Here is a 15,020-nt window from a genome sequence, read left to right on the forward strand (position 1 = left end):
CGCCGAAGGAGAAATCAACATGACGACGACATCGGACACCATCCTCGACGTGCGCGGCATCTCCAAGCGCTTCGGCGGCTTGCAGGCCCTCTCCGACGTGGGCATCACCATCAAGCGCGGCCAGGTCTACGGCCTGATCGGCCCCAACGGCGCTGGCAAGACCACGTTCTTCAACGTGATCACCGGCCTGTACACGCCCGACAGCGGCACCTTCGAGCTCGCTGGCAAGCCCTACCAGCCCACGGCCGTGCACGAAGTGGCCAAGGCCGGCATTGCGCGCACCTTCCAGAACATCCGCCTCTTCGCCGAAATGACGGCGCTGGAGAACGTGATGGTCGGGCGCCACATCCGCACCAACTCCGGCGTGTTCGGCGCCATGCTGCGCACCGGCAGCTTCAAGGCCGAAGAGGCTGCCATCGCCAAGCGCGCGCATGAGCTGCTCGACTACGTGGGCATCGGCAAGTTCGCCGACTACAAGGCGCGCACGCTGAGCTACGGCGACCAGCGGCGCCTGGAGATCGCACGCGCGCTGGCTACCGACCCGCAGCTCATCGCGCTGGACGAGCCGGCCGCCGGCATGAACCTGACCGAGAAGGTCGCGCTGCGCGAGCTGATCGACCGCATCCGCCGCGACAACCGCACCATCCTGATCATCGAACACGACGTCAAGCTCATCATGGGCCTGTGCGACCGCGTCACCGTGCTGGACTACGGCAAGCAGATTGCCGAAGGAACGCCGGTGGACGTGCAGAAGAACGAGAAGGTGATCGAGGCCTACCTCGGCACCGGAGGCCACTGAAATGACGACAGCAACGATGAGCGAACAAGCAACCATGGACGGCGCCGCGCAAGCCAAGGCAGCCGGCAAGACGCTGCTGAAGGTCAATGGACTGAAGGTGGGCTACGGCGGCATCCAGGCCGTCAAGGGCGTGGATTTCGAGGTGCGCGAGGGCGAGCTGGTCTCGCTGATCGGCTCCAACGGCGCCGGCAAGACCACCACCATGAAGGCCATCACCGGCACGCTGCCGGCCGGAGCCGGCAACATCGAGTTCCTGGGCCGCAGCATCAAGGGCCGCGGCGCCTGGGACTTGGTGTCGGAAGGCCTGGTGATGGTGCCGGAAGGTCGCGGCGTGTTCACGCGCATGACCATCACCGAGAACCTGCAGATCGGCGCCTACATCCGCAAGGACAAGGCCGAGATCGCGAAGGACATGGAGCGCGTGTTCGTCACCTTCCCGCGCCTGCGCGAGCGCAAGGACCAGCTGGCCGGCACCATGTCGGGCGGCGAACAGCAGATGCTGGCCATGGGCCGCGCGCTGATGGCGCGCCCCAAGGTGCTGCTGCTGGACGAACCCACCATGGGCCTGTCGCCGATCATGTGCGACAAGATCTTCGAGGTGGTGCAGACCGTGGCCTCGCAGGGCGTGACCATCCTGCTGGTGGAGCAGAACGCCAACCGCGCGCTGCAACTGGCCGATCGGGGCTACGTGATGGAGTCGGGCCTGATCACCATGAGCGGCGAGGCCAAGGCCCTGCTGAGCGACCCGCGCGTGCGGGCCGCGTACCTGGGCGAATGATCAGTCGACCTTCGCGCCGGTCGCTTTCACGACCGCTTCGTACTTCGCCAGTTCGCTCTTCATGAACGAACCGAACTGCTCCGGCGAGCTGGCAACCGGCTCCGCCAGCAGTCCGGCGAAGCGCGTCTTCGTTTCCGGCGCATTGAGCGCGGCCACGAACGCCTGATTCAGTTTCACGATCACGTCGTGCGGCGTGCCGGCCGGCGCGATCAGTCCCCACCAGGTGTCGATGGAAAAGCCCTTGAGCGTGTCGGCAATCGGCGGCACTTCGGGCAGCGAGCTGCTGCGCTGCAGCGTCGTTACCGCAATCGCCTTCAGCTTGCCCGAGCGGATGTTCGGCGCGGCGGTGGCGAGGTTGTCGAAGTTGAAGTCGACCTGCCCGGAAATCAGCGCTAGCTGCGCCGGGCTGCCGCCGTTGTACGGAATGTGCACGGCGAAGATGCCGGCTTCCTTCTTGAACAGCTCGCCCGCCAGGTGCCCGGCGCTGCCGTTGCCGCCGCTGCCGTAGTTGAGCTTGGCCGGGTTGGCCTTGGCGTAGCGGATCAGGTCGGCCACGCTGTTGATGTTCAGGCGCTTGGCGGTGTCGGCGTTCATGACCAGCACGTTGGGCACGCGGACCATCTGCGTGATGGGCGCGAAGTCGGTCGCGGCGTTGAACGGGATCTTGTTGTAGAGCCACGGGTTCACCGCGTTCGTGGCGGTGGCCGCGATGCCGATGGTCAGGCCGTCCGGCGGTGCCTTCGCCACGATGTCGGCGCCGATGTTGCCGCCCGCGCCGGGTTTGTTGTCGATGATGACCGGGCCCAGCGTGTCCTTGACGCGCTCGGCCAGGATGCGCGCCGTGTTGTCGATCGGGCCGCCGGCCGCGTAGGGCACGACGAGGCGGATGGGGCGCTGTTGCTGCTGCGCCATGGCCGTGCCGGTGCCCATCAGGGCGGTGGCGCTTGCGAGGAGGGTGAGAAGGAGGTGTCTCGTCTTCATCTTTGTTGTGTTTTATTTATTCAGGGAATCAGGGAATGGCCTTGTCGGCCTCGGTGGTGAACGCGTCTGCAAAGAACTCTTCTTCGGGCAGCCCGGCCAACGCCACGTAGTCGCGCTTGGCCGAGTCGACCACGATGGGTGCCCCGCAGGCATAGACCTGGTGGCCCGACAGGTCGGCGAAGTCTTCCAGCACGGCCTGGTGGACGAAGCCGGTGCGGCCGGTCCAGTTGTCCTGCGGCGTCGCGTTGGAGATGACGGGCACGTAGCGCAGCTGGGGCATCTGCGCCATCTGCTCACGTACCCAGGCGTCCATGTACAGGTCTTCGGGGCGGCGGCCGCCCCAGTAGAGCGACACGGGCCGCGTGATGCCCTTGAACTGCATGTGCTCCAGCAGCGCCTTGATGGGCGCGAAGCCCGTGCCCGAGGCCAGCAGCACCATGGGCTTGTCGGAGTCCTCGCGCAGGAAGAAGCTGCCGAACGGGCCTTCGATGCGCAGGATTTCCTTTTCCTTCATCGTGCCGAACACATGGTCCGTGAACTTGCCGCCCGGCAGGTGCCGCAGATGCAGTTCGATGCCCGTGCCCGGCACGCCGACGGTATGCGGCGCGTTGGCCATCGAATAACTGCGGCGGGCGCCGTCGCGAAGGATGAATTCCACGTACTGGCCCGCGTAGAACTGCAGAGGCTCGCCGGCCGGCAGCTGCAGGCGCACCAGCATCACGTCGTGCGACTGGCGCGTGAGCGCCATCACCCGCACCGGCATCTTGCGGATCGGCAGCGCGCCGGCCTCCGTGACCTGGCGCGATTCCAGCACCACGTCGCTGGTGGCGTGGGCGCAGCAGGTCAGCACGAAGCCGGCCAGCTGTTCTTCGGCGCTCAGGGCCTTGCTCTGGTGGGGGCCGAGGGTGACCTCGCCCGAGAGCTTCTTGCACTTGCAGGAGCCGCAGGCGCCGTCCTTGCAGCCGTAGGGCAGGCCGATGCCTTGCCGGATGCCGGCCGCGAGGATGGTTTCGTCGCCCTGCGCCACGAAATGGCGCCCGCTCGGCTCGACGGTGATGGAAAAGCCCGCCTCATGCGGCGCTGTAGCAGTCATCGGTATTCTTCGGGGGGTAATCTCTTTGGCGCTGCGAACAGCCCGGGAGCAACTGAATTGGGACAGGAACAGGATTTTGCCTTCAATCAATAGCCCCTCCGGCGCCTTGCCGGCGCGCTTCCGGCGCGAGCGCCTCCTGATCGTCGGCTGCGGCGACGTCGGCCAGCGCGTGGCGCGCGATCTTTCCGGCCGCATGCAACTGGTGGCGCTCACGTCTTCGGCGGACCGGGTGGCAGCCTTGCGGGCTGCCGGCGTGCGTCCGCTGGTGGGCAATCTGGACGAGTCGGCCACGCTGCGCAGGCTGGCGGGCATCGCGACCCGGGTGCTGCACCTGGCGCCGCCCGCCCGCGACGGCGGCGCCGCCTGGTGGCGCGACCAGCGCACCACCGCGCTGGCGCGCGCGCTGCGGCTGCGCTCGGTGCCCTCGACCTTCGTCTACGGCTCGACCAGCGGCGTCTATGGCGACTGCGGCGGCGCCCGGGTGAACGAAACGCGCAGCGTGCGGCCCGACACCCCCCGGTCGCACCGCCGAGTGGACGCCGAGCGCGCCGTGCGCTGGCTGGGCCGCAGCGCCGGCATCCGGGCCAGCATCCTGCGGATTCCCGGCATCTATGCGCCGGACCGCGAGAACGGCACGCCGCGCGGCCGCCTGCAGCGCGGTACCCCCGTGCTGCGGCGCGAGGACGACGTCTATACCAACCATATCCACGCCGACGACCTCGCGCGAGCCTGCGAGGCCGCGCTGTTCCGCGGCAAGCCGCAGCGCGTCGTGCATGCGTCGGACGACACCGAACTGCGGATGGGCGACTACATGGACCTGGCCGCCGACCTGTACGGCATGCCCCGCCCGCCGCGCGTGGCTCGTGGCGAGGCCGAGCGGCAGTTGCCGCTGCAATTGTTGAGCTTCATGGGGGAGTCGCGTCGGCTGGACAACACGCGGTTGAAGCGTGAGTTGCGGGTGCGGCTGGCGCATCCGACGGTGCATACGGGGTTGCGGGAAAGCGCCTGAGTGCCCTCGGCGGTCGGCTCAGCCGCCGGTTTTTCTTGCTACCACCAGCAGGGTGCCGCCAAAAGGAAGCGGCACGCCCATGCGGATCAAGGCTTCGTCGAAGCGCATGAAGAGATCGAGGAACCAATTGAGAACGGGTGGAAACTTGACCCGCTTCGCCAGAGCCGTCTCGTCCGACTGGGATTTGTCACGCCGGTTGTCGAGCAGACGCGAAACCAGCATCAATGGAAACAGCGTGAAGACGAAAGAAGTGGCGTAGCTGACCGAAAAGCCGTTGGCCTTCAGCTTGTCGACGAGTTCCTTGCGCGAGTACCTCCGCTTGTGCTTGACGATTTCGTCCAAGGCACTCCAGAGGAACATGTGCTGCGGCACCGAAATGATGGCCACGCCATCCTTGCGGAGCATGTGGGCAATGTTGGCGATGGCCGTCGTGTCGTCGTCGATGTGCTCGATCACATCGAAGGCCGTGATCATGTCGAACTGTTCGCCGATGCGACCCTTGGTCACGTCGAACTGGATGAAATCGACGTCGGGTTGGTTCTTTTTTGCATAGACCAGGCCCTTGAGATAGACCTCCGAGCCGGTGATTTCGAGCTGCTCGTCGCCGGAAATATGCCGGATGAAGTCACCGGTGCCGCAGCCGATTTCCAGGAATTTCGTCTTGCCCGTGGGCGCGCGATTCCTTTGAACCAGGCCCTTGAAAAGCCGATTTCTCGACGTGACCCAGAAACTGCTGTCTGCGTTCTTGTCGGTCAGATCGAAGCCGCCGTCGGGATAGTCTTCGTAGCTGCTGGCCACTTCCGGGCTAAAGCACTTGATGCCGTCGACGACCTTGAATTGCAGGATGTCGCTCATGGAAACTTGTCTCTCCGACGGGATGCTCCCCCGGAAGCGCTGTTGGCCGGGGGCGACGCGTGCGTTACAGCACGGGAGACCGCTATGACATGGATAGCGATGTAGATATGGTGCCCGGGGCCGGAATCGAACCGGCACACCTTTCGGTGGGGGATTTTGAGTCCCCTGCGTCTACCAATTTCACCACCCGGGCAGGGTTCTGAACGAAGCCCAAAATTATGGCACAGTGGCCACCATGAATTATCCGACGATCGAAGATGCCATCGGCAAGACCCCACTGGTCGCCCTGCAACGCATCCATGCCGCAGAAAATGCCAAGCGTGGCAACGTGATTCTCGGCAAGCTGGAAGGCAACAACCCGGCAGGCTCGGTGAAAGACCGGCCGGCCCTCTCGATGATCAAGCGCGCCGAGGAGCGCGGCGAAATCAAGCCCGGCGACACGCTGATCGAAGCCACCTCGGGCAACACGGGCATCGCGCTGGCCATGGCCGCCGCCATCAAGGGCTACCGCATGGTGCTCATCATGCCGGAGGACCTCTCGGTGGAGCGCGCCCAGACCATGAAGGCCTTCGGTGCCGAGCTCGTGCTCACGCCCAAGAGCGGCGGCATGGAATACGCGCGCGACCTGGCCGAGCAGATGGTCGCGCAGGGCAAGGGCCTGGTGCTCGACCAGTTCGCCAACCCCGACAACCCGCGCATCCACTACGAGACCACCGGCCCCGAGATCTGGGCCGACACCAAGGGCAAGATCACTCACTTCGTGAGCGCGATGGGCACCACGGGCACCATCACCGGCGTCTCGCGCTTCCTGAAGGAAAAGAACCCCGCCATCCGCATCATCGGTGCGCAACCGGCCGAAGGCTCGCGCATTCCGGGCATCCGCAAGTGGCCGGCCGAGTACCTGCCGAAGATCTTCGATCCGAGCCGGGTCGACCAGGAAATCAGCGTGAGCCAGGACGACGCCGAAGAAATGTGCCGCCGCCTCGCGCGCGAAGAGGGCATCTTCGGCGGCATCTCTGCCGCCGGTGCGCTCTGGGCCGCGCTCGAGGTGTCCAAGACCGTCGAGAACGCGACCATCGTGTTCGTGGTCTGCGACCGCGGCGACCGCTACCTCTCCACCGGCGTTTTCCCGGCCTGATCGTCTTCAGCCAACCCGCGCCCGCCTTGCCCAAGGCGGCGCCATAAAAAGAAAAGAGACCCCATGCCCCATCCCAAGTTTTGCCAGGTCTGCGCCACGCCGCTCGAGTGGATCGCGCTGATGGAAGACGGCGGTCCCAAGGAGCGCTTGCGCTGCCCCAACTGCGGCCACACCCACTGGAACAACCCCACGCCCGTGCTCGCGGCCATCGTCGAGTACCGCGGCCAGGTGCTGCTGGCGCGCAATGCGGCATGGCCGGGCAAGATGTTCGCGCTGATCACCGGCTTCATGGAAGCCGGCGAGACGCCGGAGGAGGGCGTGGCGCGCGAGGTCAAGGAAGAAACCAACCTCGATGTGAGCGCCCTCAAGATCGTCGGTGCCTATGACTTCCAGCGCATGAACCAGGTCATCATCGCCTACCACGTGGTGGCCGATGGCGAGGTGAAACTCTCGCCCGAACTGGTCGACTACCGTCTCTACGACCTGCCAGACCTGAAGTGCTGGCCAGCCGGCACCGGCTATGCGCTGGCCGACTGGCTGCGTACGCGCGGCCACGAGCCGGTGTTCTTCACCGCCGCGGAAAACGAAGAGCGCCGCCGCGGTCTTAATCTGCCTCCGGAACCTGAGGAGCGTGGAAGTGCAAGTTGACCGCGAGCTCGACACCCGCGGGCTGAACTGCCCGCTGCCCATTCTCAAGGCGAAAAAGTCGCTCAACGAGATGGCGAGCGGGCAGCTGCTGAAGGTGGTGTCGACCGACCCAGGTTCGATCCGCGACTTCCAGGCCTTCGCGCGCCAGACGGGCAATGAACTGATGGAACAGGAAACCGTCGGCACCGACTTCATCCACGTGCTGAAGCGCCGCTGACGAACCGAGGAAGCCAAAGAAAAAGGGCCGCAGCAGCGGCCCTTTGCACAAGCGCGATGCGCGCGCTTACAGCTTCAGGCTCTTGAGGTACTCGCGGAACTCCGCGCCCACTTCGGGGTGGGCCAGCGCCAGTTCCACCGACGCCTGCAGGAAGCCTTCCTTGCTGCCGCAGTCGTAGCGGATGCCCTTGTACGAGTACGCGTAGACCGATTCCTTCTTCATCAGCGCCGCGATGCCGTCGGTCAGCTGGATCTCGCCGCCCGCGCCCTTGGGCTGGTTGCGGATCTCGTCGAAGACGCCCGGCGTCAGGATGTAGCGGCCCGCCACGCCCAGGCGCGAGGGCGCTTCTTCGGGCTTCGGCTTCTCGACCATCTTGCTGACCTTCACCAGGCCGTCCTCGATGGCGTCGCCGGCCACGATGCCGTAGCGCTTGACGTGCTCCAGCGGCACTTCCTGCACCGCCAGCAGCGAGCCGCCCAGGCGGGCGAAGGCCGAGGTCATCTGCGCCAGCACCGGCTCGCCGCCCTTGGGGCCGACCATCAGGTCATCCGCCAGGAGCACGGCGAAGGGCTCGTTGCCTACCAGGTGCTCGGCGCACAGCACGGCGTGGCCCAGGCCCAGCATGCGCGGCTGGCGCACGTAGGAGCAGGTCATGTCGTCGGGCATGACCGAGCGGGCGATGTTCAGCAGGGCGGTCTTGCCGCTGGCCTCGAGCTGGCTTTCGAGCTCGTAGGCGGTGTCGTAGTGGTCCTCGATGGCGCGCTTGTTGCGGCCGGTCACGAAGATCATGTCGCGGATGCCCGCGGCGTAGGCCTCTTCGACGGCGTACTGGATCAGCGGCTTGTCGACCACCGGCAGCATTTCCTTGGGCTGTGCCTTGGTGGCGGGCAGAAAGCGGGTGCCAAAGCCCGCAACGGGAAATACAGCCTTGCGGATACGTGTCGATGGTGTGGACATGGGCAGTTCGGCGTCGGTTCGTTGGAAGAAGAAAAAAAGAAACCCCGGGGAGTCGCTGGAGCGGCAAGCAAGTGCCGAACCAGCATCCTAAACGCCCGGTATTTTGTCCGTCTGTCAGCCGAGGCGCACAAGCTGGTCGCGCAGGCGCTCCAGCGTGGCGGTGAAATCGGCCAGGCGCTTGCGTTCCTGCTCGATCACCGCCGGCGGCGCCTTGGCCACGAAGGCCTCGTTGCCGAGCTTGCCGTGCACCTTGGCGATCTCGCCCTCGATGCGCGCGATTTCCTTGCCGATGCGCAGCTTCTCGGCCGCCTTGTCGATTTCCATGTGCAGGCACAGGCGCGCGGCGCCCACCACCGCCACCGGCGCAGCTTCCGCGGCCGCCTGCCACGAGGCCTCGTCGTCGAAGACCTTCACTTCCTTGAGCTTGGCCAGCGCCTGCAGCACGGGCGCCGCTTCGCGCAGGAAGGCCGCGCCCTCGGCGTCGTCGGCCACCGCGTACAGCGGCAGGCGCATCGCGGGCGAGACGTTCATCTCGCCGCGCAGCGTGCGGCACGCATCCACCAGCGCCTTGAGCCGCGCCACATAAGCCTCGGCCGCCTCGTCGATCTTCTCCGGCTGGCTCTGCGGATACGCCGCCACCATGATCGACTCGCCTTCGCGCCCCGCGACCTTCGACACCTTCTGCCAAAGCTCTTCCGTGATGAACGGAATCACCGGGTGCGCCAGGCGCAGCAGCGTCTCGAGCACGCGGATGAGCGTGCGGCGAGTGGCGCGCTTCTGCGCGTCGTCGCCGGTCTGGATCTGCACCTTGGCGATTTCCAGGTACCAGTCGCAGAACTCGTCCCAGGCGAACTGGTAGATCGTGTTGGCCACGTTGTCGAGGCGGTATTCGTCGAAGCCCTTGGTCACCTCGGCCTCGACGCGCTGCAGCTGCGACACGATCCAGTAGTCGGCGCGGCTGAACTTCAGGTAACCGTGGGCCGGGCCGCCCACCTTGCAGTCTTCCTTGGTGTGCTCCAGCAGGCCGCAGTCCTGGCCTTCGCAGTTCATCAGCACGAAGCGCGTGGCGTTCCACAGCTTGTTGCAGAAGTTGCGATAACCCTCGCAGCGCTTGGAGTCGAAGTTGATGCTGCGGCCCAGCGAGGCCAGCGAAGCGAAGGTGAAGCGCAGCGCATCGGCGCCGAAGGCCGGAATGCCCTCCGGAAACTCCTTCTGCGTGTTCTTGCGCACCGTGGGCGCGGTCTCGGGCTTGCGCAGGCCCTGGCTGCGCTTGTCCAGCAGCTCTGGCAGCGCGATGCCGTCGATCAGGTCGACCGGGTCGAGCACGTTGCCTTCGGACTTGCTCATCTTCTTGCCCTGCGCGTCGCGCACCAGGCCGTGGATGTAGACGTCCCTGAACGGCACCTTGCCGGTGAAGTGCTTGGTCATCATGATCATCCGGGCGACCCAGAAGAAGATGATGTCGTAGCCCGTGACCAGCACGGTGGAGGGCAGGTACAACTCCAGGTCCTTGGTCTTCTCGGGCCAGCCCAGCGAAGAGAAGGGCACCAGCGCCGACGAATACCAGGTGTCGAGCACGTCCTCGTCGCGGGTCAGCGTCTTGCCGGGCGCCTTGGCCTGCGCGGCGGCTTCGTCTTGCGCCACGTACACGTTGCCTTCCTCGTCGTACCAGGCGGGAATCTGGTGGCCCCACCAGAGCTGGCGCGAGATGGTCCAGTCCTGGATGTTCTCCATCCAGTGGTTGTAGGTGTTGACCCAGTTCTCGGGCACGAAGCGCACTTCGCCCGACTTCACCACGTCGATGGCCTTCTGCGCGATCGACTGGCCGTCGGCGCCGGGGCGCGTCATGGCCACGTACCACTGGTCGGTGAGCATCGGCTCGACGATGGCGCCCGAGCGCGCGCAGCGCGGCACCATCAGCTTGTGCTTCTTCACCTCGACCAGCAGCCCCAGCGCGTCGAGGTCGGCCACCACGGCCTTGCGCGCCACGAAGCGGTCCATGCCGCGGTATTTTTCGGGCGCGTTGTCGTTGATGGTGGCGTCCAGCGTCAGCACGCCGATCATCTCGAGCTTGTGGCGCTGGCCGACCGCGTAGTCGTTGTAGTCATGGGCCGGCGTGACCTTGACCACGCCGGTGCCGAATTCCTTGTCCACGTAGTCGTCGGCAATGATCGGAATCAGCCGGCCCACCAGCGGCAGCTTCACGCGCTGGCCGATCAGGTGCTTGTAGCGCTCGTCCTCGGGGTGGACCATCACGGCCGTGTCGCCCAGCATGGTCTCGGGCCGCGTGGTGGCCACGGTCAGCGCGCCGCTGCCGTTTTCCAGCGGGTACGACAGGTGCCACAGGAAGCCGTCTTCCTCCTCGCTCTCGACCTCGAGGTCGCTCACCGATGTCTTGAGCACCGGGTCCCAGTTGCCCAGGCGCTTGCCGCGGTAGATGAGGCCTTCTTCGTACAGCTTCACGAAGGTCTGCATCACGACCTTCGAGAGGTCGTCGTCCATCGTGAAGTACTCGCGGCTCCAGTCCACCGTGTCGCCCATGCGGCGCATCTGCTGGGTGATGGTGTTGCCCGACTTTTCCTTCCATTCCCACACGCGCGCCACGAAGTTCTTGCGGCCGAGTTCGTGGCGGCTGACCTTCTGCTCCTGCAGCTGGCGCTCCACCACGATCTGCGTCGCGATGCCCGCGTGGTCGGTGCCCGGCACCCACAGGGTGTTGGCGCCCTTCATGCGGTGGTAGCGGGTGAGGCTGTCCATGATCGTCTGGTTGAACGCATGGCCCATGTGCAGCGTGCCCGTCACGTTGGGCGGCGGCAGCTGGATCGCGAACGACTCGGCGCCTTCCTTGGGCTGCTGCGTGCCGCGGAAACCCGCCTTGGCGTAGCCGCGCTTTTCCCATTCCGGGCCCCAGTGCGCCTCGATGGCGGCGGGTTCGAACGATTTCGACAGACTGTCGAGGCCGGGTTGGGCGGGGGAGGTGGTGGGTTCGCTCATGGGGAATGCAAAACGGCACCCTCGGGTGCCGTCGTAACGAGGTGGGATTGCCGGGGATTTTACCGGCGCTGCCTCCGGTCACTTCGGCCACTGATAATTCCGGGATGCTGTTCCTGCTCTCCCCTGCGAAGTCGCTCGACTACGACACCCCGATCCCCGCCGAAATCCCCGCCACCCAACCCCATTTCGAGTCCCCGCGCGGCCCCTCGGTCGAACTCATCAAGCTGCTGCGCGAGAAGTCGCCGCTGCAGATTTCCGAGCTGATGCACCTGTCTGACAAGCTCTCGGCCCTGAACGTGGCCCGCTACGAGGCCTGGTCGAGCAGGAGCACCGCGAAGAACGCCCGCCAGGCGGCATTCGCCTTCGACGGCGACGTCTACGGCGGCCTGGACGCCCGGACCCTCACGACCGCGCAGCTGGCATGGGCGCAGGACCACGTCTGCATCCTCAGCGGCCTCTACGGCCTGCTGCGGCCGCTCGACCTGCTGCAGCCCTACCGGCTTGAAATGGGCACCGCGCTGGCCAACCGCCACGGCAAGGACCTGTACGCCTTCTGGGGCTCGCGCATCGCCGAGCACCTGAACGAACGTCTCGCGGCCGACCGCACGCCGGTGGTCGTCAACGTGGCCTCGCAGGAGTACTTCAAGTCGGTCGACAGGAAAGTGCTCAAGGCCCGTGTGGTCGAATGCGTGTTCGAGGAATGGAAGGGCGACAAGTACAAGATCGTGAGCTTCTTCGCCAAGCGCGCCCGCGGCCTGCTGGCCCGCTGGGCGGTACAGCACAAGGCGGCCACGCCCAAGGCACTGGAAAAGTTCGACCTCGAAGGTTATGGTTTCGACGCTCAAGTGTCGACAGCCGAAAGGCTGGTGTTCAGGAGAAAAGTCTGATGTCTCAAGCGATCAGTCCGGAACTGCGCGAATGGCTGGTGGCCCAGCTCGCGGCCGGGCACTCGGTGCCGGCGCTGCGCGCGTCGATGCGCGCGGCCGGCTGGCATGACGCCGCCACCGACACGGCGCTGGCCCAGCTCGAGGCCGGTTTTCCCAACATCGAGGTGGCGCTGCCGCCCGCGCGCACCGAAATGCCCGGTCCCGACCTCGACGGCGCGCCGCTGTACCTGGACGCCGGCGACCGCCGCGTGCAGGTGCTGCAGACCATGCGGCATCCGCGCGTGGTGGTGTTCGGCAACCTGCTGTCGGGCGAGGAGTGCGAAGGCCTGATCGCCGCCGCGCGCGTGCGCCTGGCGCGCTCGCTCACCGTGGAAACGCGCACCGGCGGCGAAGTGCTGAACGTCGACCGCACCAGCGACGGCATGTTCTTCGAGCGCGGCGAAAACGAGATCGTCGCGCGCCTGGAGCAGCGCATCGCCATGCTGCTGCGCTGGCCGCTGGCGTTCGGCGAGGGCTTGCAGATCCTGCGCTACGCCCCCGGCGCGCAGTACCGCCCGCACTACGACTACTTCGACCCGAACGAGCCGGGCACGCCCACCATCCTCAAGCGCGGTGGCCAGCGCGTGGCCACGCTGGTCATGTATCTGCAGGAGCCTGAGGGCGGCGGTGCCACCACCTTCCCCGACGTGGGCCTCGAAGTGGCCCCGGTGCGCGGCACCGGCGTGTTCTTCAGCTACGACCGGCCCGATCCCGCCACCCGCACGCTGCACGGCGGCGCGCCGGTGCTGGCCGGAGAAAAATGGGTCGCCACCAAGTGGCTGCGCGAGCGCGAGTTCAAGTAAGGAAGCGATGAAAGTCACCGCCAACGGGCTGCAGATCGAAGTCGACGACACCGGAGGCGAAGGGCGTCCCGTCATCCTGCTCATCATGGGCCTGGGCATGCAGCTGGTCGCGTGGCCGAACGGCTTCGTGCGGCAGCTGGTGGACGCGGGCTTTCGCGTGGTGCGCCACGACAACCGCGACATCGGCCTGAGCCAGGGTTTCGACCACGCGGGCACAGGCAACGTGGTGTGGCAGACCATTCGCCACCGGCTGGGCCTGAAGGTGCGCTCGGCCTACACGCTGCAGGACATGGCGCTCGATTCGCTCGGCGTGCTCGACGCGCTGGGCATTGCCCGGGCGCACATCGTCGGCGCCTCGATGGGCGGCATGATCGCCCAGCGCATCGCCGCCTTCGCGCCACAGCGCAGCACCAGCCTCGTGAGCATCATGAGTTCCAGCGGCGCGCGCGGCCTGCCGGGGCCGCGCCGCGAGGTGACGGCCATGCTCATGCGCCGGCCGCTGGGCAAGAGCGAGGCCGAGCTGGTCGCGCACAGCATCCGGCTGCTGCGCCTGATCCAGAGCCCCGCCTATCCGCAGACCGACGAAGAGCTTGCCGAGCGCCTGACCTTCAGCATGCGGCGGTCGTACCACCCGGCCGGCCTGATGCGGCAGATGCTCGCCATCGGCGCCGACGACGAACGCCCGCAGGTGTTGCCGCGCATCCAGTGCCCGACGCTGGTGTTGCACGGCAATGCCGACGCGCTCGTGCCCATGGCCTGCGGCGAAGACACCGCCCGCCGCATTCCGGGCTCGACCTTCATTCCGATCCCCGGCATGGGCCACGACCTGCCGCCCGAGGTGTGCGCCATCCTCGCCCAACACATCGCCGCGTTCGCGCACGCGGCCGAAGCCGGAGATTCCAAGCCATGAGCAACGACCACAACCCCAACACCCCCGAGCAATCGCAACTGGGCCGCGCCTCGGCCTACGCCGACCATTACGACCCGTCGCTGCTGTTTCCCATTGCGCGCGCCACGCAGCGCGAAGCCATGGGCATCCAGTCCGGTGCCTTGCCCTTCTTCGGCGCCGACCTGTGGACCGCGTTCGAAGTGAGCTGGCTCAATGCGCGCGGCAAGCCGCAGCTGGCCATCGCGCACTTCACCATTCCGTGCGAAACGCCCAACATCATCGAGAGCAAGAGCTTCAAGCTCTATCTCAACAGCTTCAACAACAGCCAGTTCGCGAGCATCGACGTCGTGCGCGAACACCTGCGCACCGACCTCGCCGAGGCCGCCTGGCGCGGCAGCGACCAGTCGGGCGGCATCGGCGTGAAGCTGCTCACGCCCGAGCTGTTCGACCGCGAGCCGGTACATGAAATCGACGGCCTCGATCTCGATAGGCTCGACATCGAGTGCACCCGCTACCAGCCCGCTCCTGAGTTGCTGAGCGCTGACACCACGCAGGTGCACGTGAACGAAACCCTCACCAGCCGCCTGCTCAAGAGCAACTGCCTCGTCACCGGCCAGCCCGACTGGGGCAGCGTGCAGATCCGCTACAGCGGCCCGCCCATCGACCAGGCGGGGCTGCTTGCGTACATCGTGAGCTTTCGCAACCACAACGAATTCCACGAGCCCTGCGCCGAGCGCATGTTCACGGACATCTGGAGCCGCTGCAAGCCGACCAAGCTCGCGGTGTATGCGCGCTACACGCGGCGCGGCGGGCTGGACATCAACCCGTTCCGCACCAGTTGGCCGCAGGCGCTGCCGGCGAACATCCGCACGGCGCGGCAGTAGGCCGCGCCAGGGACTCTGCCGAAGCCCCTCTTCGGAAACCCGAAACCCG

At 66.4% G+C, this 15,020-nt stretch carries 15 protein-coding genes and 1 tRNA gene; 10 read left to right on the forward strand and 6 right to left on the reverse strand.

Translation table 11 applies throughout. From position 1 onward, the window contains the following. Nucleotides 1-19 precede the first annotated feature (19 nt). A complete protein-coding gene (locus L3V85_RS09675; protein ID WP_237679095.1) occupies nucleotides 20-799 on the forward strand; it encodes an ABC transporter ATP-binding protein in 780 nt (259 codons plus the stop codon). A gap of 34 nt (nucleotides 800-833) precedes the next feature. Beyond that, nucleotides 834-1,577, forward strand: coding sequence for an ABC transporter ATP-binding protein (locus tag L3V85_RS09680; protein WP_237680533.1), 744 nt, complete (start codon nucleotides 834-836; stop codon nucleotides 1,575-1,577). Here the strand turns inward: L3V85_RS09680 and L3V85_RS09685 are convergent, their stop codons facing one another. Both L3V85_RS09685 and L3V85_RS09690 read right to left on the reverse strand, forming a co-directional pair. After that, nucleotides 1,578-2,558 carry a Bug family tripartite tricarboxylate transporter substrate binding protein gene (locus L3V85_RS09685; protein WP_237679096.1) on the reverse strand — a complete coding sequence of 327 codons (981 nt, stop codon included), beginning with the start codon at nucleotides 2,556-2,558 and terminating at the stop codon, nucleotides 1,578-1,580. Nucleotides 2,559-2,586: 28 nt separating this feature from the next. Further along, nucleotides 2,587-3,651, reverse strand: coding sequence for a CDP-6-deoxy-delta-3,4-glucoseen reductase (locus tag L3V85_RS09690; RefSeq protein WP_237679097.1), 1,065 nt, complete (start codon nucleotides 3,649-3,651; stop codon nucleotides 2,587-2,589). 76 nt (nucleotides 3,652-3,727) lie between these two features. On the opposite strand from L3V85_RS09690, the gene L3V85_RS09695 reads away from it, so the two are divergent. Beyond that, entirely contained in the window at nucleotides 3,728-4,660 is a 933-nt protein-coding gene (locus L3V85_RS09695) for an SDR family oxidoreductase (protein ID WP_237679098.1), read from the forward strand. 18 nt (nucleotides 4,661-4,678) lie between these two features. Here L3V85_RS09695 and L3V85_RS09700 read toward each other — a convergent pair whose 3' ends face one another. Both L3V85_RS09700 and L3V85_RS09705 read right to left on the reverse strand, forming a co-directional pair. Continuing rightward, nucleotides 4,679-5,515, reverse strand: coding sequence for a class I SAM-dependent methyltransferase (locus tag L3V85_RS09700; RefSeq protein WP_237679099.1), 837 nt, complete (start codon nucleotides 5,513-5,515; stop codon nucleotides 4,679-4,681). Between the two features lie 108 nt (nucleotides 5,516-5,623). After that, nucleotides 5,624-5,708: transfer RNA gene (locus L3V85_RS09705), tRNA-Leu, on the reverse strand. Between the two features lie 42 nt (nucleotides 5,709-5,750). On the opposite strand from L3V85_RS09705, the gene cysM reads away from it, so the two are divergent. The 3 genes from cysM to L3V85_RS09720 all read left to right on the forward strand — a co-directional run bounded on the left by cysM (nucleotide 5,751) and on the right by L3V85_RS09720 (nucleotide 7,518). Beyond that, the gene (gene cysM / locus L3V85_RS09710) at nucleotides 5,751-6,653 is read left to right on the forward strand and encodes a cysteine synthase CysM (RefSeq protein ID WP_237679100.1); all 903 of its coding nucleotides are present in this window, start codon (nucleotides 5,751-5,753) and stop codon (nucleotides 6,651-6,653) included. A gap of 63 nt (nucleotides 6,654-6,716) precedes the next feature. Continuing rightward, nucleotides 6,717-7,301: an NUDIX domain-containing protein gene (locus tag L3V85_RS09715; protein WP_237679101.1), complete on the forward strand. Its 585-nt coding sequence runs from the start codon at nucleotides 6,717-6,719 to the stop codon at nucleotides 7,299-7,301. Continuing rightward, nucleotides 7,291-7,518: a sulfurtransferase TusA family protein gene (locus L3V85_RS09720; RefSeq protein WP_093205394.1), complete on the forward strand. Its 228-nt coding sequence runs from the start codon at nucleotides 7,291-7,293 to the stop codon at nucleotides 7,516-7,518. The genes L3V85_RS09715 and L3V85_RS09720 overlap by 11 nt, the downstream gene beginning before the upstream one ends. A gap of 66 nt (nucleotides 7,519-7,584) precedes the next feature. On the opposite strand, the gene galU is transcribed toward L3V85_RS09720, so the two are convergent. Continuing rightward, a complete protein-coding gene (galU, locus tag L3V85_RS09725) occupies nucleotides 7,585-8,475 on the reverse strand; it encodes a UTP--glucose-1-phosphate uridylyltransferase GalU (protein WP_237679102.1) in 891 nt (296 codons plus the stop codon). A 114-nt stretch (nucleotides 8,476-8,589) separates the two neighbouring features. After that, nucleotides 8,590-11,469, reverse strand: coding sequence for a valine--tRNA ligase (locus L3V85_RS09730; protein WP_237679103.1), 2,880 nt, complete (start codon nucleotides 11,467-11,469; stop codon nucleotides 8,590-8,592). A 104-nt stretch (nucleotides 11,470-11,573) separates the two neighbouring features. Here L3V85_RS09730 and yaaA point away from each other — a divergent pair, with 104 nt between their 5' ends. From yaaA to queF, 4 genes are read left to right on the forward strand one after another with little or no spacing between them, the layout of a single operon-like run. Then, nucleotides 11,574-12,356 (forward strand): peroxide stress protein YaaA, encoded by a 783-nt coding sequence (yaaA, locus tag L3V85_RS09735; RefSeq protein WP_237679104.1) that lies wholly within the window; start codon nucleotides 11,574-11,576, stop codon nucleotides 12,354-12,356. Then, nucleotides 12,356-13,198 (forward strand): 2OG-Fe(II) oxygenase, encoded by an 843-nt coding sequence (locus L3V85_RS09740; RefSeq protein WP_237679105.1) that lies wholly within the window; start codon nucleotides 12,356-12,358, stop codon nucleotides 13,196-13,198. Before yaaA ends, L3V85_RS09740 begins: the two co-directional genes overlap by 1 nt. Before the next feature lie 7 nt (nucleotides 13,199-13,205). Further along, a complete protein-coding gene (locus tag L3V85_RS09745; RefSeq protein ID WP_237679106.1) occupies nucleotides 13,206-14,108 on the forward strand; it encodes an alpha/beta fold hydrolase in 903 nt (300 codons plus the stop codon). Continuing rightward, complete coding sequence (queF, locus tag L3V85_RS09750) at nucleotides 14,105-14,971, forward strand: NADPH-dependent 7-cyano-7-deazaguanine reductase QueF (RefSeq protein WP_237679107.1); 867 nt, start codon at nucleotides 14,105-14,107, stop codon at nucleotides 14,969-14,971. The genes L3V85_RS09745 and queF overlap by 4 nt, the downstream gene beginning before the upstream one ends. Nucleotides 14,972-15,020: the final 49 nt, after the last annotated feature.

It is taken from the genome of Variovorax paradoxus, from assembly GCF_022009635.1.
In the GTDB taxonomy this organism is placed as follows: Bacteria; Pseudomonadota; Gammaproteobacteria; order Burkholderiales; family Burkholderiaceae_C; genus Variovorax.

Excerpts from the sequence above, each read along its gene's own strand:
- L3V85_RS09715 (WP_237679101.1), top strand. The coding sequence starts at position 6,717 with ATGCCCCATCCCAAGTTTTGCCAGGTCTGCGCCACGCCGCTCGAGTGG.
- L3V85_RS09690 (WP_237679097.1), bottom strand. The coding sequence starts at position 3,651 with ATGACTGCTACAGCGCCGCATGAGGCGGGCTTTTCCATCACCGTCGAG.
- galU (WP_237679102.1), bottom strand. The coding sequence starts at position 8,475 with ATGTCCACACCATCGACACGTATCCGCAAGGCTGTATTTCCCGTTGCG.
- cysM (WP_237679100.1), top strand. The coding sequence starts at position 5,751 with ATGAATTATCCGACGATCGAAGATGCCATCGGCAAGACCCCACTGGTC.
- L3V85_RS09730 (WP_237679103.1), bottom strand. The coding sequence starts at position 11,469 with ATGAGCGAACCCACCACCTCCCCCGCCCAACCCGGCCTCGACAGTCTG.
- yaaA (WP_237679104.1), top strand. The coding sequence starts at position 11,574 with ATGCTGTTCCTGCTCTCCCCTGCGAAGTCGCTCGACTACGACACCCCG.
- L3V85_RS09745 (WP_237679106.1), top strand. The coding sequence starts at position 13,206 with ATGAAAGTCACCGCCAACGGGCTGCAGATCGAAGTCGACGACACCGGA.
- L3V85_RS09675 (WP_237679095.1), top strand. The coding sequence starts at position 20 with ATGACGACGACATCGGACACCATCCTCGACGTGCGCGGCATCTCCAAG.
- L3V85_RS09740 (WP_237679105.1), top strand. The coding sequence starts at position 12,356 with ATGTCTCAAGCGATCAGTCCGGAACTGCGCGAATGGCTGGTGGCCCAG.
- L3V85_RS09700 (WP_237679099.1), bottom strand. The coding sequence starts at position 5,515 with ATGAGCGACATCCTGCAATTCAAGGTCGTCGACGGCATCAAGTGCTTT.
- L3V85_RS09685 (WP_237679096.1), bottom strand. The coding sequence starts at position 2,558 with ATGAAGACGAGACACCTCCTTCTCACCCTCCTCGCAAGCGCCACCGCC.
- queF (WP_237679107.1), top strand. The coding sequence starts at position 14,105 with ATGAGCAACGACCACAACCCCAACACCCCCGAGCAATCGCAACTGGGC.
- L3V85_RS09680 (WP_237680533.1), top strand. The coding sequence starts at position 834 with ATGGACGGCGCCGCGCAAGCCAAGGCAGCCGGCAAGACGCTGCTGAAG.